The organism is Campylobacter sp. 2014D-0259, assembly GCF_008000505.1.
GTDB lineage: Bacteria > Campylobacterota > Campylobacteria > Campylobacterales > Campylobacteraceae > Campylobacter_D > Campylobacter_D jejuni.
In genome coordinates this window covers 449,579-470,623 of record NZ_VOAQ01000024.1, presented here as the reverse complement: position 1 = coordinate 470,623, position 21,045 = coordinate 449,579, and the positions used below count along the sequence as shown (strand labels likewise).

General features: G+C 29.5%; 20 protein-coding genes and 1 pseudogene. 17 read left to right on the top strand and 4 right to left on the bottom strand.

Annotated features, from left to right (window positions below; translation table 11 throughout):
* Positions 1–43: 43 nt before the first annotated feature.
* The 3 genes and pseudogenes from SR63_RS06955 to SR63_RS06945 all read left to right on the top strand — a co-directional run.
* Positions 44–865 carry a thiamine-phosphate kinase gene (locus SR63_RS06955; protein WP_012006780.1) on the top strand — a complete coding sequence of 274 codons (822 nt, stop codon included), beginning with the start codon at positions 44–46 and terminating at the stop codon, positions 863–865.
* Complete coding sequence (truD, locus tag SR63_RS06950) at positions 834–1,952, top strand: tRNA pseudouridine(13) synthase TruD (RefSeq protein WP_002867024.1); 1,119 nt, start codon at positions 834–836, stop codon at positions 1,950–1,952. The genes SR63_RS06955 and truD overlap by 32 nt, the downstream gene beginning before the upstream one ends.
* Before the next feature lie 117 nt (positions 1,953–2,069).
* Positions 2,070–2,381: pseudogene (locus SR63_RS06945) on the top strand (hypothetical protein); the annotation flags it as partial.
* A gap of 162 nt (positions 2,382–2,543) precedes the next feature.
* Here the strand turns inward: SR63_RS06945 and prfB are convergent.
* Positions 2,544–3,641: a peptide chain release factor 2 gene (gene prfB, locus SR63_RS06940; protein WP_002867022.1), complete on the bottom strand. Its 1,098-nt coding sequence runs from the start codon at positions 3,639–3,641 to the stop codon at positions 2,544–2,546.
* A gap of 73 nt (positions 3,642–3,714) precedes the next feature.
* Here prfB and rimO point away from each other — a divergent pair, with 73 nt between their 5' ends.
* Together rimO and tilS are read left to right on the top strand one after the other, a co-directional pair.
* Complete coding sequence (rimO, locus tag SR63_RS06935; RefSeq protein WP_002867021.1) at positions 3,715–5,034, top strand: 30S ribosomal protein S12 methylthiotransferase RimO; 1,320 nt, start codon at positions 3,715–3,717, stop codon at positions 5,032–5,034.
* A complete protein-coding gene (gene tilS, locus SR63_RS06930) occupies positions 5,024–5,989 on the top strand; it encodes a tRNA lysidine(34) synthetase TilS (RefSeq protein WP_002867020.1) in 966 nt (321 codons plus the stop codon). The genes rimO and tilS overlap by 11 nt, the downstream gene beginning before the upstream one ends.
* On the opposite strand, the gene SR63_RS06925 is transcribed toward tilS, so the two are convergent.
* The 3 genes from SR63_RS06925 to ciaI are packed head-to-tail and all read right to left on the bottom strand — an operon-like array spanning position 5,972 to position 7,976.
* Positions 5,972–6,685: an EI24 domain-containing protein gene (locus SR63_RS06925; RefSeq protein WP_014517120.1), complete on the bottom strand. Its 714-nt coding sequence runs from the start codon at positions 6,683–6,685 to the stop codon at positions 5,972–5,974. The genes tilS and SR63_RS06925 overlap by 18 nt on opposite strands.
* Before the next feature lies 1 nt (position 6,686).
* On the bottom strand, positions 6,687–7,376 hold the full coding sequence (dut, locus tag SR63_RS06920) for a dUTPase (protein ID WP_147498413.1): 690 nt from the start codon (positions 7,374–7,376) through the stop codon (positions 6,687–6,689).
* Between the two features lie 36 nt (positions 7,377–7,412).
* Entirely contained in the window at positions 7,413–7,976 is a 564-nt protein-coding gene (gene ciaI / locus SR63_RS06915; protein ID WP_002826203.1) for an intracellular survival protein CiaI, read from the bottom strand.
* 75 nt (positions 7,977–8,051) lie between these two features.
* Between ciaI and SR63_RS06910 the strand changes: the two genes are divergently transcribed.
* The 12 genes from SR63_RS06910 (at position 8,052) to galE (ending at position 21,044) form a co-directional block, all read left to right on the top strand.
* On the top strand, positions 8,052–8,459 hold the full coding sequence (locus tag SR63_RS06910; protein WP_063674784.1) for a hypothetical protein: 408 nt from the start codon (positions 8,052–8,054) through the stop codon (positions 8,457–8,459).
* 71 nt (positions 8,460–8,530) lie between these two features.
* The gene (locus tag SR63_RS06905) at positions 8,531–9,313 is read left to right on the top strand and encodes an ABC transporter permease (RefSeq protein ID WP_063674782.1); all 783 of its coding nucleotides are present in this window, start codon (positions 8,531–8,533) and stop codon (positions 9,311–9,313) included.
* On the top strand, positions 9,310–9,972 hold the full coding sequence (locus tag SR63_RS06900; protein ID WP_052776624.1) for an ABC transporter ATP-binding protein: 663 nt from the start codon (positions 9,310–9,312) through the stop codon (positions 9,970–9,972). The genes SR63_RS06905 and SR63_RS06900 overlap by 4 nt, the downstream gene beginning before the upstream one ends.
* Entirely contained in the window at positions 9,972–11,090 is a 1,119-nt protein-coding gene (locus tag SR63_RS06895; RefSeq protein ID WP_052776623.1) for a capsule biosynthesis protein, read from the top strand. Before SR63_RS06900 ends, SR63_RS06895 begins: the two co-directional genes overlap by 1 nt.
* Position 11,091: 1 nt before the next feature.
* Positions 11,092–12,750 carry a polysaccharide biosynthesis/export family protein gene (locus SR63_RS06890; protein ID WP_139887129.1) on the top strand — a complete coding sequence of 553 codons (1,659 nt, stop codon included), beginning with the start codon at positions 11,092–11,094 and terminating at the stop codon, positions 12,748–12,750.
* 9 nt (positions 12,751–12,759) lie between these two features.
* Positions 12,760–13,707 carry an SIS domain-containing protein gene (locus tag SR63_RS06885; protein ID WP_139887128.1) on the top strand — a complete coding sequence of 316 codons (948 nt, stop codon included), beginning with the start codon at positions 12,760–12,762 and terminating at the stop codon, positions 13,705–13,707.
* The gene (locus tag SR63_RS06880; RefSeq protein ID WP_139887127.1) at positions 13,707–15,338 is read left to right on the top strand and encodes a glycosyltransferase; all 1,632 of its coding nucleotides are present in this window, start codon (positions 13,707–13,709) and stop codon (positions 15,336–15,338) included. The genes SR63_RS06885 and SR63_RS06880 overlap by 1 nt, the downstream gene beginning before the upstream one ends.
* Positions 15,331–16,374 (top strand): glycosyltransferase family 2 protein, encoded by a 1,044-nt coding sequence (locus SR63_RS06875; protein ID WP_052776619.1) that lies wholly within the window; start codon positions 15,331–15,333, stop codon positions 16,372–16,374. Before SR63_RS06880 ends, SR63_RS06875 begins: the two co-directional genes overlap by 8 nt.
* Positions 16,375–16,377: 3 nt before the next feature.
* Positions 16,378–17,760 carry a glycosyltransferase family 2 protein gene (locus SR63_RS06870; protein WP_052776618.1) on the top strand — a complete coding sequence of 461 codons (1,383 nt, stop codon included), beginning with the start codon at positions 16,378–16,380 and terminating at the stop codon, positions 17,758–17,760.
* A 52-nt stretch (positions 17,761–17,812) separates the two neighbouring features.
* The gene (locus SR63_RS06865; RefSeq protein ID WP_052776617.1) at positions 17,813–18,769 is read left to right on the top strand and encodes a UDP-glucuronic acid decarboxylase family protein; all 957 of its coding nucleotides are present in this window, start codon (positions 17,813–17,815) and stop codon (positions 18,767–18,769) included.
* A gap of 5 nt (positions 18,770–18,774) precedes the next feature.
* Positions 18,775–20,073: a UDP-glucose dehydrogenase family protein gene (locus tag SR63_RS06860; RefSeq protein ID WP_052776616.1), complete on the top strand. Its 1,299-nt coding sequence runs from the start codon at positions 18,775–18,777 to the stop codon at positions 20,071–20,073.
* Positions 20,070–21,044 carry a UDP-glucose 4-epimerase GalE gene (galE, locus tag SR63_RS06855; protein WP_063674779.1) on the top strand — a complete coding sequence of 325 codons (975 nt, stop codon included), beginning with the start codon at positions 20,070–20,072 and terminating at the stop codon, positions 21,042–21,044. The genes SR63_RS06860 and galE overlap by 4 nt, the downstream gene beginning before the upstream one ends.
* Position 21,045: the final 1 nt, after the last annotated feature.

The following is a 21,045-nucleotide window of genomic DNA, read 5'->3' as shown; positions in this document are numbered from 1 at the left end:
AATTCACTAGAATTTAAAAGGAAATTTTATAAAATCACGCATTATGAACAAAGAAGATTTTATTATCAAAGCTTTTTTAAATGAAAAAAATGGCGATGATGGAGCTATTATTGATGATTGGTGTTTTAGTAAGGATTTGTTTTTTGAAAATGTGCATTTTAAAAGAGAGTGGTTTAGCTTAGAGCAAATTGCTACAAAAGCAATGCTTGTTAATATCTCAGATGCTATTTCAATGAATGCTGTACCAAAATACGCACTTTTAGGACTTGCTTTACCAAAAAATTTAAGCGAAAATGAGATCAAAGCCTTGCAAAAAGGTTTTTTAAAAACAGCTAGGAAATTTAATATAAAAATCATAGGCGGTGATACTATAAGCAATGATAAAATAGACATTAGTCTTACTATCATTTCAAAGATTAACGATAAAGCTGTTTTTAGAAAAGGTTTAAAAAAGGGGCATTTACTTGCTTATACGGGAAAATTAGGACGAAGTTTAAAAGGGCTTGAAATTTTACAAAATGGGGGCACTTTAAAACCAAACCATGTATTTATAAAGCCAAAATTAAGAGCTAGTTTTTTTTATGAAGTCGCACCTTTAATTTCTTGTGCTATGGATATTTCAGATGGTTTAAGCAAGGATTTATCAAGACTTTTAGCCTTAAATAAATGCGGTATTTCTTGGTTTAAAAAGCTTGATGATTATACGCTTTATAGCGGAGAAGAATATGAAATTTTGTTTGCTTTTGATGAAAAAGAGCGTCAAAATATAAAAACAATAGCCAAAAAACACGGCGTGAAATTAAATATCTTTGGAAAAGCAGTGAAAGGAAAATATGAATTTAGAGGAAGAGAACACCATTTTTAAGCCTTTGTATAGTTTAAAACACAGTCCTATTAATGCGTATTTTAGTAAAAATAGCGATGATTTTGTAGTGCGTGAAAGGCCTTTGTATGAATTTAGCGGTAAGGGTGAACATCTTATTTTGCATATCAATAAAAAAGATTTAACCACAAATGAAGCTTTAAAAATTTTAAGCGAAACAAGCGGGGTTAAAATAAGAGATTTTGGTTATGCAGGGCTTAAAGATAAGCAAGGATCAACCTTTCAATACCTTTCTATGCCTAAAAAATTTGAGAGTTTTTTGTCAAATTTTTCTCATCCTAAACTTAAAATTTTAGAAATTTTTACCCATGAAAACAAGCTAAGAATAGGGCATTTAAAAGGAAATACTTTTTTCATACGCTTAAAAAAAGTTTTACCAAGCGATGCTTTAAAACTAGAACAAGCTTTGATGAATTTGGATAAACAAGGTTTCGCGAATTATTTTGGTTATCAGCGTTTTGGAAAATTTGGGGATAATTATAAAGAAGGGTTTGAAATTTTGCGTGGTAAAAAGATGAAAAATGTAAAAATGAAAGAGTTTTTAATTTCAGCTTTTCAAAGTGAGCTTTTTAATCGCTATTTGAGTAAAAGAGTGGAGTTGTCACATTTTGCAAATGATTTTAGCGAAAAAGAATTGATCCAAATTTATAAAATTTCTAAAGAAGAAGCTAAGGAGCTTAAAAAACAAGAACAATTTTTTAAGCTTTTAAAAGGTGAGGTTTTAGGGCATTATCCTTTTGGAAAATGTTTTTTATGTGAGGATTTGAGTGCTGAGCTTGAGCGTTTTAAGGCAAGAGATATAAGCGCTATGGGGCTTTTAATCGGTGCTAAGGCTTATGAAACAGGAGAAGGTTTGGCCTTAAATTTAGAAAATGAAATTTTTAAAGATGCTTTGGAGTTTAAGGCTAAAATGCAAGGTTCAAGACGCTTTATGTGGGGATATTTAGAAGAGTTAAAATGGCGTTATGATGAAGAAAAAGCTCATTTTTGTATAGAGTTTTTCTTGCAAAAAGGTTCTTATGCCACTGTGGTTTTAGAAGAAATTTTGCATAAAAATTTGTTTGAATGAAATGATTGTGAGTTAAATTTTATGTGATTTTTACTTTAGAATTTATTGCAAAAATGATATTTAAATTTTAAATTTAGGTATGATTATATCAATTTAATTTTTAAAATAGGAGTAAAAATGAAAAAGATTTTAACAAGTGCTTTGGCTTTAGGAGCTATGACTTTGATTATAGGTTGTGGCGATGGCGATTTAGTCGAGTTAAAGAACAATGGCAACGATCAAGCTATGTTTGATTTAGGTAATCAAGAGATTATGAAAAAATATCCAAATTATAAGCTTTATGATTATACTTCAGTCAGAGCAATTAGTGATTTTAAAGATCCAGAAGGTAAAATCAAAGAAATGAAGCGTGATTTAGAAATAGATAAAACTCCATACTCAAACTATGTTTTCTTATTAAATCCAAACGATAAAAAAGACTATAAAGTTGTGAGTGTTTATTGCGATAAAGACTTTAAGAAAAGAATTTATTGTTCTGTGAATGATGCTTTTAGGTTTTATGCAAGATAATAAAACAAGCGGGAAATTCCCGCTATCTTTCTAATTCTTTTTATACCGACACTTTGCAGAAATTACTTATTTTTAAGCCTGTTACTCCGCTTTTAAGGCAATTAAAACGCCTTCTATCATTTTTTTGATATCTCCATCAAGGATATTATCCACTTGAGAAAAAGCTTCTCCGCTGCGATTGTCTTTGACTTGCTGATAAGGGAAAAGTACATAAGAGCGGATTTGATGCCCCCAGCCTATCTCGCTTTTTTCTCCGGCATTAGCACTATCTTGTTGTTTCATGAGTTCAAGTTCATAAAGGCGAGATTTTAGCATTTTAAAAGCGGTAGCTTTGTTTTTGTGCTGACTTCTGTCATTTTGGCATTGTACAACTATGCCGGTTGGAAAATGCGTGATTCTCACAGCCGATTCTGTTTTATTGACATGTTGTCCGCCTGCACCACTTGCTCTGTAATAATCTATTCTTATGTCTTTTTCTTCGATTTCAATTTCTATATCATCATCAAGTTCAGGGCTTACCATAACACTTGAAAAGCTTGTATGGCGGCGTCCTGCACTATCAAAAGGAGAAGTTCTTACCAAACGATGGATACCATTTTCAGCTTTTAAATAACCATAAGCATTTTCTCCTTTAACTAAAAAGCTCACATCTTTAAGTCCTGCTTCTTCGCCTTCTTGAAAGTCTAAAGTTTCGACTTTAAAACCTTCTCTTTCACAAAATCTTAAATACATTCTATAAAGTATGCTTGCCCAGTCATTACTTTCCGTTCCACCCGCACCTGGGTGAATGGAAACAATAGCATTTTTACCATCATTTTCTCCGCTTAAAAGCATGGAAATTTCAAGACTTGTGATGGTATCTTCAAGTTTTGGTGCGTCATTAAATAAAGCTTCAAGCGTTTCTGTATCGTTTTCGCTATTAGCCAGATCAAAAAGTTCGCTTGCGTCATTTAGGGCATTAAAAGCATTTTCATAGTTTTTAAGTAGATTGGTGATTTTGGTTTTTTCTTTGCCTATGATCCCTGCTTGTTTTACATCGCTCCAAAAAGAAGGAGAATTTTCAAGCTCTTCGATTTCTTTAAGCCTTGTTTGGATATTTTCAGGCTTGATGATGGAGGCTATGTTGCCGACTTTGTTTTTTAAAGTTTTTAAAAGTTCGCTAAATTCGTAATTATCCATAAAATTTCTTTGCTATAATTATATTTTTAAAGTCAAAAATTATATCAAAAGAAAACTTTAATATAGGAAAAAAATGTCAAAACTTTATCTTATGTCTTTAGGTTGTAATAAAAATTTAGTCGATAGTGAGATCATGCTAGGGCGCCTTAGTGCTTATGAACTTTGCGATGAACCAAGTAAAGCCGATGTTTTAATCGTAAATACCTGTGGTTTTATCGATAGCGCAAAAAAAGAAAGTATTAATGCGATTTTGGATTTGCACGAACAAAGAAAAAAAGATTCTCTTTTGGTGGTTACGGGTTGTTTGATGCAGCGTTACCGCGAAGAACTTATGAAAGAACTTCCTGAGGTTGATCTTTTCACAGGTGTGGGTGATTATGAAAGAATCGACGAAATGATACTTAAAAAAACAAATTTATTTTCAAATTCGACTTATTTACAGAGTGAAAATTCCAAACGCATTATCACAGGTTCAAATTCCCATGCTTTTATAAAAATTGCCGAAGGTTGCAACCAAAAATGTTCTTTTTGTGCTATTCCAAGTTTTAAAGGCAAGTTAAAATCTCGCGAAATAAGTAGCATTGTAGCTGAGCTTAAAGATTTGGTAGCTAGAGGTTATAAGGACTTTTCTTTTATTGCACAAGATACAAGTTCTTATTTGTTTGATAAGGGTGAAAAAGATGGACTTATACGCTTAATCGATGAGGTCGAAAAAATCAAAGGTATAAGAGCGGCTAGAATTTTATATCTTTATCCTACGAGTGCGAGTGAAGCTTTGATCAAACGCATTATAGCTTCTGAAATTTTTGTAAATTATTTTGATATGCCTTTGCAGCACATAAGTGATAATATGCTTAAAATCATGAAGCGTGGGGCAAATAACACAAGACTTAAAGAAATGCTAAATTTAATGAAAAGTGCGCCAAATAGCTTTTTACGCACGGGCTTTATCGTAGGGCATCCAGGTGAAAGTGAGGCAGATTTTGAAGAGCTTTGTGAGTTTGTTAAAGATTTTGGTTTTGATAGGATAAGCGTTTTTGCGTATTCTAAGGAAGAAGATACAGCCGCTTTTGATATGGAGCAAGTGCCTTTTAAAGTGATCAATAAAAGACTTAAAATCATAGAAAAAATTGTTGATGAAGTGATAGAAAAAAGTTTTGAAAAAGAAGTAGGGCAAAAGCGTTTAGTAGTTTGCACAGGAGAAAGTAGCGAGGGAGAGTTTTTTATCGCAGCTAAAGATCTAAGATGGGATAGAGAGATTGATGGGGAAATTCTTATTAATGAAAGCGAATGTGGAAATTTGGAAATGGGGCAAATTTATGAATGTGAAATTTTACAAAACCTTGATAAAAAACTCCTTGCTAAGGCTTTAAGAAAAGTAGATGCAAATTAAAGATGAAATTTTAGCCCTTTTAAAAAGGGGTAAAAATTTACTCGCTTTTTCTTATGGAAGTGATTCTAGTGTGCTTTTTTATCTTTTAATGCAAGAAAAGATCGACTTTGATCTTGTGATGATAAATTACAAAACTAGAAAAAATAGTGATTTAGAAGAGTTAAAAGCCAAAGAACTTGCTTTAAAATTTCATAAAAAAATTTTCATAAAACACGCTCCTAAATTTCAAAGTAACTTTGAAAAAAAAGCCAGAGATTTTCGCTATGATTTTTTTGAAAAAATTTGTCTTGAGCAAGGTTATGACCATCTTATCTTAGCCCATCATTTAAACGATCAATTTGAATGGTTTTTGATGCAACTTTCACGAGGCGCAGGTTTGGCTGAAATTTTAGGTATGCAAGAGTGTGAAAAACGCTCAAATTATACACTTTTACGCCCTTTACTCTTTATAAGTAAAGATGAAATTTCATCTTTTTTAAAAGAAAAAGATATTTTTTATTTCCATGATGAAAGTAATGAAAATGAAAAATATTTTAGAAATTATATAAGAAAAAATTTCTCTAATGCCTTTGTGAGTGAATTTCATCAGGGTTTAAAAAGAAGTTTTTCTTATCTTGATAAAGATAGGAAAAAACTTTATGATTTTGAAAATATCAAAGAAATTCAAGGACTTCTTATTTGCCCTAAAAATGAAAGTTTGATTGCTAGAGCGGTGAAAATGAAAGGTTTGCTTTTAAGCACGGCACAAAGAAAAGAGCTTTTAAAAGGTGATTGTGTTTTAGGTGGTAAAATAGCACTTGTATATAAAAACGAACAAGCTATTGTTTTTGAGTATGAAACTTGTCAAAAATTACCTAAAAATTTTAAAGAAGAGTGTAGAATAGCTAAAATTCCAAGACTTTTAAGAGCTTATTTATACAATCATAAAATCGATATTTCAAGCCTTAGCTTTTAGTTTTAAAATTCTTTGATAGCCTAAATGTGTGAGAAAAATCACAAAAAACACTTGCAAAAAAAGTCCTAAAAGTGGTACTGATGAGAGTAGATAAAAACAAAGAGTGCTAAATTTAAACTCTAAAGGCGAAAAATCAGAATGAAAATTTTTAAAACTTTCTTTGTCTAAAATCGTGCTTGTAACATCAATCATTAAAAGTTTGTGAAAGAGATAATAAAAAGCAAGATAATATACAAAAATATTGATAAAAGGTAAAAATAAAGCCAAGGTGCAAAGCAATAAAATCCCTATAAATTTTATAAATATTTTAAAAATTTCAAAGATAGTTTTTAGGGTTGAAACTTCGTTTGTATTATCATAATGGTAATATTTTTGGTTGATTTCTTTAGCGATAAAAGGAGTAAGAAAAGAAGTGATAAAAAGGGCTAAAAAAACCGAAGCAAAAACAACAATAAAACCTGAAAATAAAAAACTTATGATGGTGATTAAAATTTGTACAAAATGAAGGGCATAAAACCACGCCCAAAACGAATCTTCTCCAACGCTAAATAAAGAATTAAAATAATCAAGCAAGGCCGAAAAGCCAAGTACTCCTAAAAAAAGCATCAGTATAAGGCTAAAAATCAAAGGAATTAAGGCAAATTTTAAAAATTTAAGACTTAAAAAATCTTTGATTGCAAGTTTTAAAATATCCAAATTATGCCTTTTTGTAGCATTCTTCTAGTTTTTTATAAATAGTATCAAAATCAAGCTCTTGTTCTAAAATTTGAGCTAAAACTTCATTGTCTTCTTTGCCATTCCAAGTTTTTTTATAGCTACCATCTTTGTAACCATGGTTTTGTCTAAAGATATTTAAAAAATTTTTACCTATGTAGGTTTTATAAAGAATTTCAAGATTAAGCCCACATTTAATAGCTAGGGTAAAATAGGTTGAAAGTAATTCTCCAAGATTAAATCCAAAGCCACTGCATTTATGGATAATAAGCTCTATATCATTTAAAATACTATAAATATCACTCTCATTAGGATGCTCTTCTTCTTTGCAAAAATCCTGAAATACACTTACTGAAATCACTTCATTGGCTATAATTTTAAAATCATTTCCATTTTTATTGCGATATTCTTCAAGTAAAAGACTTAAGATAAAATGCCAAATATCGACAATCTCTATGCGTACATTTTCCCAATTTGTTGGACTTGAAATGTTTTTCCAATGTTTCCATGTAAAAGAGTCTATAAGTTCTGCACATTCCATATAAATACAGCGTCTCCAACTGATCAGTTTTCCTTCTTTGGTATAGCCATTTTCCCAATTTAAGCCATTGGTTTCATCGTTGAGTTTTTGTTGGAGTTTGAGCATATTTTCTAAAATTTCGATATTTGTCATTTAAAAACTCCTTGATAATTTTTAATATTATATGATTTAAGCGTAAAGATTTAAACTATCATCTGTCTTATCTTGATTTTCCTTGGCTTTTTCTTGTTGTTTTTCAAGTTGTTTTTTCATTTGTTCTAAAACTTCATCAAGAAGTTTTTTGCTATCTTCAAGCATAGAAGCATTGATATCTTTATCATCTGTTTGATTTTGTTTTAGTAAATCACTGAGTTTATTTGTAAAATTATTCATAATAGCATTTTGATGGTTTTCATCATTTGGTGTTGGTAGAACATTTGCCATTTGCATAGCTGATTCTATAATTTCTTTTGGTTTTAACTCTCCGACTTTAGAATTTGCTAAAAAGTCTTTGATCATAGGTTCAACTTCTTTCATAGCATTTTTAATCTCATCAAGATCATTTTGTGTGAGTTTAGAGCCTTCAAAAGTAAAGCTAAAGCCATACTGACGTTTAAGATTAAGAGTTTTACCTTCTTCATTATTTGCATAACTTACACTTTGATTGTCATACATAGATAAGGCTAAATGTTTGCCACTTTTTGTTGTATAATCCATCGAAAAACTTTGGTTTTTGCTAGCATCAATTTGCATTTCTTCCCCTTATATTTATAGTTTATAAAATTATAATCGGTTATTTTTAAAAATATTTTAGTATAATTTTACAATATGGATGAAAGAATTTTAGAATTTATAAAAAATGAGCAGCTTTTATCTTGGGCTATGATTGATGAAAAAGGTGTTTATACAGCTAGTGCTTTTTATGTTTTTGATGAGAAGAATTTAGCTTTTATTATCGCTTCTCATGAAGATACTAAGCATATAAGATTAGCTAGTGAAAATTCAAGTATAGCACTTAATATAGCCAAAGAAAGCAAAATAGCCTTTTTAAAAGGTGTGCAAGCTAAGGCCGAGTTTAAAATGGCAAACAAGGAACAAATGAAAATTTATTTTTCTAAATTCCCCTTTGCTAAACTTGATAAAAGTGTAAAAATTTATGCCTTAGAGCTTTTTTGGCTTAAATTTACTAACAATGCTTTAGGACTTAGTAAAAAACTTGAGTTTTGTAAAAAATAAATTTTTATGATTTTGTTTAAAAAAATGAGTTATGATTATAGTTTATGTAAATTGTTAGGTATAGAAAATAAATGTTAAATGTAATTCACGCTTTATTTTTTAGAGAGTTAAAAACTAGATTTGGTGCTAATAGGCATTTGGGTTATCTTTGGGTAGTTGGAGAACCAATGTCAATAACACTTGCTATTACAGTAATTGTTACCATTATAAGAGAATATCATCATCAAGTTATGCCTGAAGGAATTTCTATTTTTATGTTTTTAATTTCAGGTATTATGCCTTATTTTATGTTTAGAAGTATAGTAACTCAGCTTATGAATGGTACTCAGGCAAATTTGGCTCTTTTTGCTTATAAACCTGTAAAGCCTATACATGTATTTATTGCTAGAACTTTGCTTGAATTTTGTATTTATTTTGTGATTTTTATCACTGTGCTTTTTTTTGCAGGATGGTTTTTTAGATTTGATGTATTTCCTGTTCATCTACTTGGAGTTTTATTTTGTATTTTTTTACTTATGTGCTCAGCTTTTGCTTTGGGGATTTGTTTTGCTATTGTTTGGCATTTTGTAGAATCTTTAAGAGCTTTGCTTATTTATTTTAGTATATTGGTTTATTGGACTTCAGGTATTATACTTCCTACTTGGTTAACCCCTCGTCCTTTACTTGATATACTATATTATAATCCCTTACTTCATATTTTTGAACTTTTAAGATTTAATTTCTTTGAGAATTATCCTTTGCAAGATGAATATAGTTATTTTTATGCTATATTTTGGATTTTACTTGTTTTATTTATAGGACTTTTTATCTATTATTATAACAGACAAGCTTTAACGGCGGCAAAAAAAGAATGATAAAACTAATTAATCTAACAAAATCTTATCCTTTATTTAGCGGTGGAAGACATTATGTTTTTAAAAATTTTACTTTTGAATTTCCTGAAAATTGTAGTATAGGATTGATGGGGGGCAATGGTGCAGGTAAGTCCACTCTCATGAGACTTCTAAGCGGGGCAGAGCTTCCTGATAGTGGCAAGATAATTACTAATAAAAAATTATCTTGGCCTTTGGGTTTAAACGGAGCTTTTCAAGGTTCTTTAACTGCTAGAGATAATGCTAAATTTGTAGCTAGAGTGTATGGATATAAGGGTAAAGAACTTCAAGAAAAAGTAAAATTCGTAGAAGATTTTGCAGAACTTGGGAAATTTTTTGATGAGCCTATGAAGACTTATTCTTCGGGAATGAGTGCTAGGATAGCTTTTGGACTTAGTATGGCTTTTGATTTTGATTATTATTTAATTGATGAAGCAGGAGCTGTTGGAGATCCTGCTTTTAGGGAAAAAAGCGTGAAATTATATAAAGAAAGATTAAGCAAATCAAAAGTGATTATAGTATCTCATAATGTAGCTGAAATTAAAGAATGGTGTGATAAAATAATTTATATGAAAAATGGACAAATTACGGTTTATGATGATATAGACGAAGGAATAGCTGTATATCAAGGAAAAGCTTAATGGAAGAAAATAAAACTTTATTAGAAAAAATCAAAGATTTAAGTATATTTGATTCTTTTAAAATTGTTTGGTTTATAATGATTTTTGTTGTGATTTATTATACATTGATTGCAGCACCAAGATATGTAAGCACGATGATTTTAGATGTTAGATCAACAAGTGGAGAAAGTGTTCAAACAAGTGGAATCTTGTCTTTGCTTAGTAGTACTTCTACAGCAAGCGAAGATTTAAATTATCTAAAAGGTTATATAGAATCAAGTGATATGTTAAAGATTTTGGATGAAAAAATCAAACTTAAAAATCTTTATCAAGAACAACATATAGATTTACCTTTTAAAATTTGGGATTCAAGCTCGATAGAATCTTATCTTAAATACTACCAAGCAAGAGTTAAGGTTCATACGGATGAAACCACTAAACTTTTAAAAGTTGAAGTAGAGGGTTTTACACCTAAATCAGCTCATTTGATTGCTCAAACTATTATGCAAGAAAGCGAAAAGTTTATCAACGAAATCTCTCATAAAGCAGCTAGAGAGCAAATGGCTTTTGCTGAAAATGAAGTACAAAAATACAAAGAACGATATCAAAAAGCACAAAATGATTTGATTGCTTTTCAAAATAAATATGGAGTTTTTGACCCTTTAAAGCAAGCTGAAACTAAAGCAAGTTTGGTTGCGCAAATTGAGGCTAATCTAGCTCAAAAAGAAGCTAAACTTTTAACTTTACAAAGCTATATGAATGATGCAGCACCTGAAGTAGTAGCACTTAAAGCAGAAATTGAAGCGATTAAAAAACAGCTTTTAAGGGAAAAATCTAAAATTTCAGCTAACAATTCTTCTCAAAAGCTTAATGATTTGGCTGCTAAATTTCAGGATTTAACTATAGAAGCTACTTTTGCGCAAAAAGCTTATGAAGCAGCTTTAAAAGCTTATGAAAGTGCTAGAATAGAAGCATTAAGAAAAATAAAACAACTTGTCATCATTCAAAGTCCAGATGTTCCAGAAAGCGCAAAATATCCTGAAAGAATTTATGATATTTTAACAGCATTTATTGTATTATCTTTGATTTTTGGGATTGTTAAATTTATTAAAATGATAATAGAGGAGCATAAGTATTAAAATGAAAAAAATATTAATTTTATTTTTTAGTTGTATTTTATGTTTTGGAGCTGTGGATGTTTCACAAATCATTTCAGCAGAGGATCAAGGTTCTACTACAACTAGCATAGATCAAAATTTAAACTCAAATTATAATATAGCAAATAAAGAAAATAATTTTACAAAAATTCATCAAATTTTAGTATTTGGTGCTCATCTTTTTAATGGAAATTTTAAAAATTACAATCAAAGAGTTTATAACCCAGATTATAAGATCGCAGTTGGCGATCAAATTAGTCTTAAAATTTGGGGAGCTGTTGAGTTTTCGCAAGTTTTAGTGGTGGATTCTCAAGGAAATATTTTTATCCCTAAAGTAGGAGCTGTAAATTTATTAGGTGTGAAAAATAGTGCTCTTGTAGGTGTTATAAAAGCGCGTGTTAATAAAATCTATAAAAGCAATGTTTTTGTTTATGCAGATATGAATGCTTATCAAAATGTCAGTGTTTTTGTAACAGGAAGTGTTAATGCTCCAGGACTTTATCAAGGACTTAGTTCGGATTCAGTGATCCAGTATCTTGATAAAGCAGGGGGTATAAATTTAGAATATGGAAGTTTTAGAGATATTCAAATTTTGCGCAATAACAGCGTGATAAAAAATATCGATTTATATGATTTTTTGCTAAAAGGGCAAATGGATCTTTTTCCTTTTAGAAGCGGAGATGTTATTTTAGTAGGAAATGTTCAAAATTACGCTTTTGTTAATGGTGATGTGCAAAGACCTTTTCGTTTTGAACTTTCAAATGATATTAAAACTTTAGCTGACTTAGCTAGAGTATCAGGTGCTAAACCTATCGTGACTAATGCTATTGTAAAAAGTTATGGTGAAGATCATAAACTTGATGTCAGTGCTTATAATAAAATACAATTTTCAAAAGTTTTGCTTAGAACGGGAGATGAGGTAGAATTTCACCCTGAGTATGTTTCTGAAAATATAACTATAAGTGTAAATGGTGAGCATAATGGTTTAAAAACTTTAGTTGTAGGTAAAGGAACGACTTTAGAAGATATTTCTAAACTAATCAAGGCTAATCCACAATCAAACATGCAAGCTTTGCAAGTATTTAGAAAAAGTGTAGCTAGAACTCAAAAAGAACTTATCAATGCTCAGCTTAAAGAGCTTGAAACTCTAGCTTTAACTAGCAGTTCTGTTACAGCTCAAGGCGCAGCTATAAGAGCTCAACAAGCAAAAACGATTTTAGAATTTATCCAAAGAGCTAAGCAAGTAGAGCCTAAGGGTCAAATTGTCATCGATAATCCAAAGTCTTATAATTCGGTTATTTTAGAAGATGGTGATACTATTAATGTACCAAGTAAGAATAATCTCATCATAGTTCAAGGCGAGGTTTCTTTACCTGGGGCTTTTGTGTATGATAAAGGAAAAGATTTAAGATATTATATCAATCTTGCAGGAGGTTATGGAGAAAGAGCGGATACTTCAAAAGTTTTGGTGATACGAAGCAATGGAAAAGCTGAAAAATATCATAGTGGTATAGATATGAAACCAGGTGATTCTGTGTTGGTATTGCCAAAAGTAGATAGTGAGAATTTGCAAATTTTTTCAATGTTGACTCAAATTCTTTATCAAATTGCTATCGCAACCAATGTTGTGCTTAATCTTTAAGGTTTAAAAATGAATACTCTTGAAATAGCTAAAGAAGTTTTCGAAAAAGAAGCGCAAGCTATTTTAGATTTGGCTAAAAATTTAGATGAAAATTTTAATCAAGCTATAAATTTAATGCTAAATACCAAAGGGCGTTGCATAGTTAGTGGCATGGGTAAATCAGGTCATATAGGCGCTAAGATAGCAGCTACTTTAGCAAGTACAGGAACGCCAAGCTTTTTCATCCATCCAGGAGAGGCTTTGCATGGAGATCTTGGAATGTTAACCCCTGAAGATGTTTTAATTGTTATTTCAAATTCAGGAGAAACTGAAGAGATTTTAAAAATCATTCCAGCTATAAAAAAGCGCAAAATTCCACTTATAGTAATGTGTGGTAAAAAAAATTCTACCCTTGTAAAGCAAGGCGATATATTTTTAAATATAGCTGTGGAAAAGGAAGCTTGTCCTTTACAGCTTGCTCCTATGTCTTCAACAACGGCAACTTTGGTTATGGGAGATGCTTTAGCAGCTGCTTTGATGAAAGCAAGAAATTTCAAGCCTGATGATTTTGCACTTTTTCACCCAGGGGGAAGTTTGGGACGTAAGCTTTTAACTAAAGTAAAAGATCTTATGGTTTCAAGCAATCTTCCTATAGTGCATCCTGATACTGAATTTAATGATCTTGTTGATGTGATGACTAGTGGAAAGCTAGGGCTTTGTGTGGTGCTTGAAAATGAAAAATTGGTTGGTATCATCACTGATGGAGATTTGCGTCGTGCTTTAAAGGCAAGTGATAAGCCAAGATTTGATTTTAAAGCTAAAGAAATCATGAGTACAAATCCTAAAGTAGTCGATGCTGATGCTATGGCAAGTGAAGCAGAAGAAATCATGCTAAAATATAAAATTAAAGAAATTATAGTAGGGAAAGAAGAAAAAGTTGTAGGTATTATCCAGCTTTATGCTATAGGAAATGTTTAATGGCTCTTTTATCTGTTATTATCCCTTTTGGTTTAAGTAAGGAGCGTCCTTATATAGAAGAAAGGGTTATTGAGAAAGCTAAATCTTTTCAAAGTGATGAGAATATAGAATTTATTTTTGTTGAAGGATATTCATCTAAAGATCATGAGCTTAAAAATTTTATCCAAACAAACCATCATATTTATCTTAAAGATATGGATCAAAAAGCTTTTTCTCAAGGAAGATGTAGGAATTTAGGAGCAAGTTATGCGCATTCAAATGTTCTTTTATTTTTGGATGTGGATTGTTATATTTCTTTGGATAATTTTGAAAAAATTTTAAAACTAGCTCAAATTAAAAATATTTCTCAAAATATCAATGCTTTGGTAGTTTTACCCGTAGTGTATCTTAATAAAGAAGCTAATGAAAAATTAAAACAATACGATGAGAAATTTTGGGATATTTTAATACAAGAGGATTTATTTACGGCAAAAAATACTTGGGTAAAATTTTTTTCCCCAAGTTCTACTTCAAGTATCGTGATAAATAAACATCAGTTTTTAAGATTGGGCGGAAATGATGAAAATTTTATCGGGCATGGTTATGAAGATTTTGATCTTTTTGCTAGAATTTTAAAAACTTGTGTGAGTTTTGAAAAAATGCCTGTTAATTTAAGCTATGATGCTAGAAATTGGAATTTTTTTGACTTTAAAGGTTTTAGATCTTGGTTTTCATTACTTGGTTATGAGGCTTGTTTTTATGGAATTTATATGTATCATTTTTATCATATAGAACCCAATCAAAATGCTTATATGCAAAATAAAGATAAGAATCATCGGCTTTTTTATAAGCATTTAAAAAATATCAAAAAACACGATTTAAAACCTTTGCAAGTTTTTAAAGCTAAAGGTGAAAAAGTTTTAATGCTTTTTAAAGATCAAAATTATGATTTTAAGGATATTAGTGTTTATGTGGGAGAAATTATCTATAAAAATATAAGTGATTTTTTTATAGCTAAAGAGTTAAAATATGAACCTTTGTTGGATTTTTTGCAACAAGAAAAAATCACTAAAATATTTTTGGATGCAAGTATAAAAGAAGAAATTGATGGTATAGATTATTGTGATATTTTTTATTTTCAAAAAGGAATTTTACCTCATTCTTGGTTTTTTGGAAAAAATTTAGATTTAGATTATAAACAAGATTTAAATTTAAGCGAGCAAAAACTTTATCAAATGAAAAAATATTTTTTAACTTTAAAGAAGAATGAAAAAAAAGTTATCTTGGATTTTTTAAGTCAAAACAATGACGATGAGCATGATTTGTATGAAATGCTTTATTATTTGATTAACGAGCTTTATAGTTTTGAGCATGATGGAATTTTTTATCAAATCATCATTGATAAAGAAAAAATGCTGATGGCGCAAAAATATGATAAAAGCTTTTATCCTTTAAGATCTTTTGTTTATAAACCTTATTTGTATGAGCTTAGAAGCATAAGACCTTTTTCATTTTTGATGAAAATTTTAGGTTTAGAGTATCTTGGCGCTATGATTTCACATACTAAATTTTATCGCTTGGCAAGAAAATTGTTTTTTAATCCTAAGGGGTTTTTTGAGGATTTGAGAGCTAAAAAGAATGCAAATGTATAAATGTTTAGTTAAACCTAAAATTTCTGTTATTATCCCTTCTTATAATTCGGCTAAATATATCAAAGAATGTTTAGACAGTGTGATTTTTCAAAGTTTAAAAGAGATTGAAATTTTATGTATAGATGCGTATTCAATTGATGGAACTATAGATATATTAAAATCATATGAAAAGCAAGATAGTAGAATTAAAATTATTTTTTCAAAAAAAAAGAGTCTGGGTTATCAAATTAATCTAGGATTAAAAGAAGCTAAAGGAGAATATTTTACAATAGTTGAAAGTGATGATTATATAAAAATAGATATGTGTGAAAAACTTTATAGATTAGCCCGCAATCAAGATTGCCAAGTAGTTAAATCTGATTTTATTGGCTTTAAAGATAAAAGAAGCCAAAGAGTTTTTAAAAACCTCTCTATATGTTATGATCAAACTTTGTATAATAAAAAAACTAATTCGTATTTAAATCCAAGTATTATTATAAATTCTTGGAATATGAATCAATCTAGTCTTTATAAAATGGATTTTATAAAAAAATATGATATAAGAGCAAATGAAACACAAGGAGCTTCTTATCAAGATATAGGATTATGGTTTCAAATTTTAAGTTTGGCTTCAAGTATTTATTTCTATAAAGAAGGGTTTTATTTTTATAGACAAGATAATGAACATGCTTCAGTTAAGAGTAAAGATAAAATATATTGCGTTTGTGATGAGTTTGAGTTTTTAGATAAGTTTCTTGATAAAAATTTAGAGCTTAAAAGTAGATTGCAAGATGTTTTTTATTATTTTAAATTTAAAATGTATTTATGGAATTTAAGGCGTATTGATGATAAGTATAAGTTAGAATTTTTATATAAATTTTCGCAAGATTTTTCACTTATTTATGATAAGTTAGATAAAACAGTGTTTAAAGCTAGTGAAATATCTGAAATTTCTTGCATTATTCAAGATCCTAGCAAATACTATAAAAAATATAATAGTGTTTTTTATAGTATAAAAAAAAAGATTTTTAGAATAAAAAGAAAATATTTTAGGTAAAAGATGAATAAAACAGTAGGTGTAGTTATCCCAATCTATAATGTAGAAAAGTACTTAAAAGAATGTTTAGATAGTGTTATTAATCAAACTTATAAAAATTTACAAGTTATACTTGTAAATGATGGTAGCACAGATGAAAACTCATTTAATATAGCTAAAGAATATACTTTAAAAGATGAAAGATTTATACTTTTTGATAAAAAAAATGGTGGTCATAGTTCTGCTAAAAATGTCGGCATAGAGTATTTTAGTGGAGAATATATACTTAAAAATAAAACTCAAATTTTAGAAAAAAATTCTTTAATCGAATTTAATATAGAAGGTAATAATCCCTATGAAATTTATACAGTGTATAAAAGTTATAAAGCTTTTCATGCTACTAAAGATTTAGCTGATTTTATTTATCCTAGTATAGATTATATTATCTTTTTAGATTCTGATGATTATTGGGAGCTTGATTGTATAGAAGAGTGTGTAAAAAGAATGAATGATGTTGATGTTCTTTGGTTTGATTATAAGTTTTTAAATAAAAATAAAGCAACTCAAATGGAAATTTATAATTACGCAAAAGAACAAATCATTACTCCTTTGCAATGGTTAAAAAGGACTAGAGAAATAGGTAATTATTTATTTTGGTATGCTTGGCAAGGAATGATTGACTTTACTTTTTTGCAAAAAATTAATATTAAATTTATCAATCAGATCATCCATGAAGATCATCATTTTGGTATAGCACTTTTTTCTATGACTGATAATATATATATATATCCTGAGAAAAAGTATATATATCGTTTTAGAGAAAGCAGTATAAGCAATCAAAAACAATATAGCATAAATACTAACTCTTATTTGTATGCTTTATATATAGAATTTGATAAAAATACCTATGAATTAAAAAGGTACCAAATGTCTATGAATTGGATTTTTACTTGTTTGGAATTGATAAAAGTTTTAAAATATAATTCAAATAATGAAATATCAATCCTTGTTGAACAAACATTTTTGCCTACTTTGCTTGATAGAACTTTGATTATTTTTTTTATAGATAAAGATCCGTTGTTACTTAAAAATAAACTGCAAGAATTAAAAGATTATTTTGAAAAATTTCATTTAAGTGGAGCAGAATGTCTTAAATATCAATTGTCTTATCGTTTAGGGCAATTTGTTTTATCTAATTATAGAAGTTTAAGAGGTTTAATAAAAATTGTTTTAAATGCTAAAAAAATGATATTAAATATTCAAAAAGAACAAGAGTTGTTTCAAGAAACAATCAAAAATTACCCTTTTATTGTTTTTTCTTCTTCTGGTGAAGATCTAGAAAGTAGAAAAATCAAAAAACATTATTCTTATCGTTTAGGGAAATTTTTAAAAATTATTTTAATATAAGCTAGTTTGAATTATAATAATAACTTTTATTGAAATTAAGAAAGTATTTATAATGAGGGTTATTTTAATCACTGGGGGAACGGGATTTCTAGGTTCTAATTTATGTAAAAGACTGCTTAGTGAAGGCAATAAAATTATTTGTGTAGATAATAACTATACAGGTAGAATGGAAAACATCAAAGAACTTTTAGAAAATGAGAATTTTACTTTTATAGAGCATGATATTTGTGAGCCACTAAAAATCACACAAAAACTTGATCAAATTTATAATTTTGCTTGTCCAGCTTCTCCGCCTGCTTATCAAGGAAAACACGCCATAAAAACAACAAAAACAAGTGTATATGGTGCTATCAATATGCTCGAACTTGCAAAAGAGCATAATGCAACTATTTTGCAAGCTTCAACTTCAGAAGTTTATGGAGATCCACTCGTTCATCCACAAAATGAAGAATATAGAGGTAATGTAAATTCTATAGGAATTCGCGCTTGCTATGATGAAGGGAAAAGATGTGCTGAAAGTTTGTTTTTTGATTATCATAGACATGAAGGCGTTGATATTAAAATAATAAGAATTTTTAATACCTATGGAGAAAATATGGATCCAAATGATGGCAGGGTTGTAAGTAATTTTATATGTCAAGCTTTAAGCGGAAAAGATATCACAATTTATGGAGATGGTTCGCAAACGCGTTCTTTTTGTTATGTTGATGATTTGATTGATATTATTATTAAAGTGATGAATTCTTCAAAAGATTTTCAAGGGCCTATAAATACTGGTAATCCTAGTGAATTTACTATAAAAGAATTAGCACAAAAGGTCATAGAAAAAACAGGTTCTAAATCAAAGATTATTTATAAAGATTTGCCATTAGATGATCCAACTCAAAGAAGACCTGATATTTCTTTAGCTAAAGCTAAATTTAATTGGGAGCCAAAGATAAATTTAGATGAAGGTTTAGAAAAAACTATAAAGTATTTTAAAGAAAAAATTACAGAATTTAAAGGATAAAATATATGAAAATAGGAATTATAGGAACAGGTTATGTTGGACTTCCAACAGGTGTTGGTCTAGCAGAACTTGGAAATGATGTTATTTGCATAGATAGAGAAAAATCAAAAATTGATGCTTTAAATGATGGAATTTTAACAATTTATGAGGATAATCTTGAAGAAATTTTTCATAAAAATGTAAAAGAAGGTCGTTTAAAATTTACAACTTCTATGCAAGAAGGCATTAAAGATGCGGATTTAGTGATCATAGCAGTAGGAACTCCACCGCACCCAGTTACAAAAGAAGCAGATATGAAGTATATTCATGCAGCTGCGACTGAGTTAGCGGATTATTTAACAGGTTATACGGTAATTGCTACAAAATCCACTGTTCCTGTTGGCACAGGCGATGATATAGAAAGTTTAATTAGCAAGAAAAATCCAAATGCAGAGTTTGATGTTCTTTCTTTGCCTGAATTTTTAAGAGAAGGTTTTGCAGTATATGATTTTTTCAATCCAGACAGAATTATAGTAGGAACAAATTCACAAAGAGCAAAAGCAGTGATAGAAAAGCTTTATGAGCCTTTTAAAGGAAAAAGTGAGTTGCTTTTTGTAAATCGCCGTTCTTCAGAAACTATTAAATACGCCTCAAATGCATTTTTGGCTATTAAAATTCATTATATTAATGAAATGGCAAATTTTTGTGAAAAAGCTGGAGCTGATATTTTAGAAGTGGCTAGAGGTATGGGACTTGATACTAGGATAGGAAATCGCTTTTTAAATCCTGGGCCTGGATATGGAGGTTCATGTTTTCCAAAAGATACTTTAGCTATGGCTTTTATGGGTAAGCAAAATGATATCGATTTAACTTTAATCAATGCAGCTATTAAAGGCAATGAAGAGCGTAAAAATCACATGAGTGAAAGAATTTTAAATAGTATTAAAGATATCAAAAATCCAAAAATAGCCGTACTTGGCCTTGCTTTTAAAGATGGCACTGATGATTGTAGAGAAAGTCCCGCTGTAGATATTGTTTTTAAGCTTTTGGAACAAAAAGTTCAAATTTGCGCTTATGATCCAAAGGCTATGGATTTAGCTAAGCAAATTTTAGGAGATAGGATTGATTATGCCAATTCCATGTATGAAGCTATAAAAGATGCTGATGCGATTGCTATACTAACAGAATGGAAAGAATTTTCAAGTCTTGATTTAAAAAAGGCTTATGATTTGTTAAATCATAAAAAAATTATTGATTTAAGAAATTTACTTGATAAAAATGAAGCTATAAAGTTAGGTTTTGAGTATCAAGGTGTAGGTAGATGAAGAATATTTTAGTTGTAGGTGGTGCAGGATATATAGGTTCACATACCTTAAAACATTTACTAGATAATAATTATAATTGTATTGTCATGGATAATCTTATCTATGGACACAAACAAGCTATAGACAAAAGAGCTAAATTTATCCATGCAGATTTACTAGATACCTTTTCTTTAACCAATGTTTTCAAGCAAGAAAAAATAGACGCAGTGGTGCATTTTGCAGCTTTTGCTTATGTAGGAGAAAGTGTTGTAAATCCTGCAAAATATTATCAAAATAATGTAGTAGGAACTATAAATCTTTTAAATGCAATGCTTGAAAATAATATTAAGGATATAGTATTTTCAAGTACTTGTGCAACTTACGGAGAACCACAATATACTCCAATTGATGAAAAACACCCTCAAAATCCTATTAATGCTTACGGAAGAACTAAGCTTATGATAGAACAAGTTTTTGCTGACTATGAAAAAGCTTATGGTTTAAGGCATATTTCTTTAAGATATTTTAATGCTGCAGGTGCAAGCAATGATGGACTTATCGGTGAAAGTCATGAACCTGAAACTCATTTAATTCCTTTAGTTTTAAAGGCTATAAAAGGAGAAATTCCTGCTATAAATATTTTTGGAAATGATTATGATACCGAAGATGGAACTTGCATAAGAGATTATATTCATGTAGAAGATTTAGCATTGGCTCATCGTTTAGCCTTAGAAAATTTACATAAATTTAGCGGTTGCATAAATCTTGGTACCGGAATAGGTACAAGTGTAAAAGAAATCATCAGTGCAGCTGAAATTGTAAGTGGTAAAAAGTGCCCTATAAATTATACACCAAGAAGGGATGGGGATCCTGCAAGATTATACGCAGATAATAAAAAAGCAAAAGAAATCTTATCTTGGAAAGCAAAATATACTGATATTAAAGATATAATTAAAAGTGCTTGGGATTGGGAAAATAATAGAAAGTATTAAA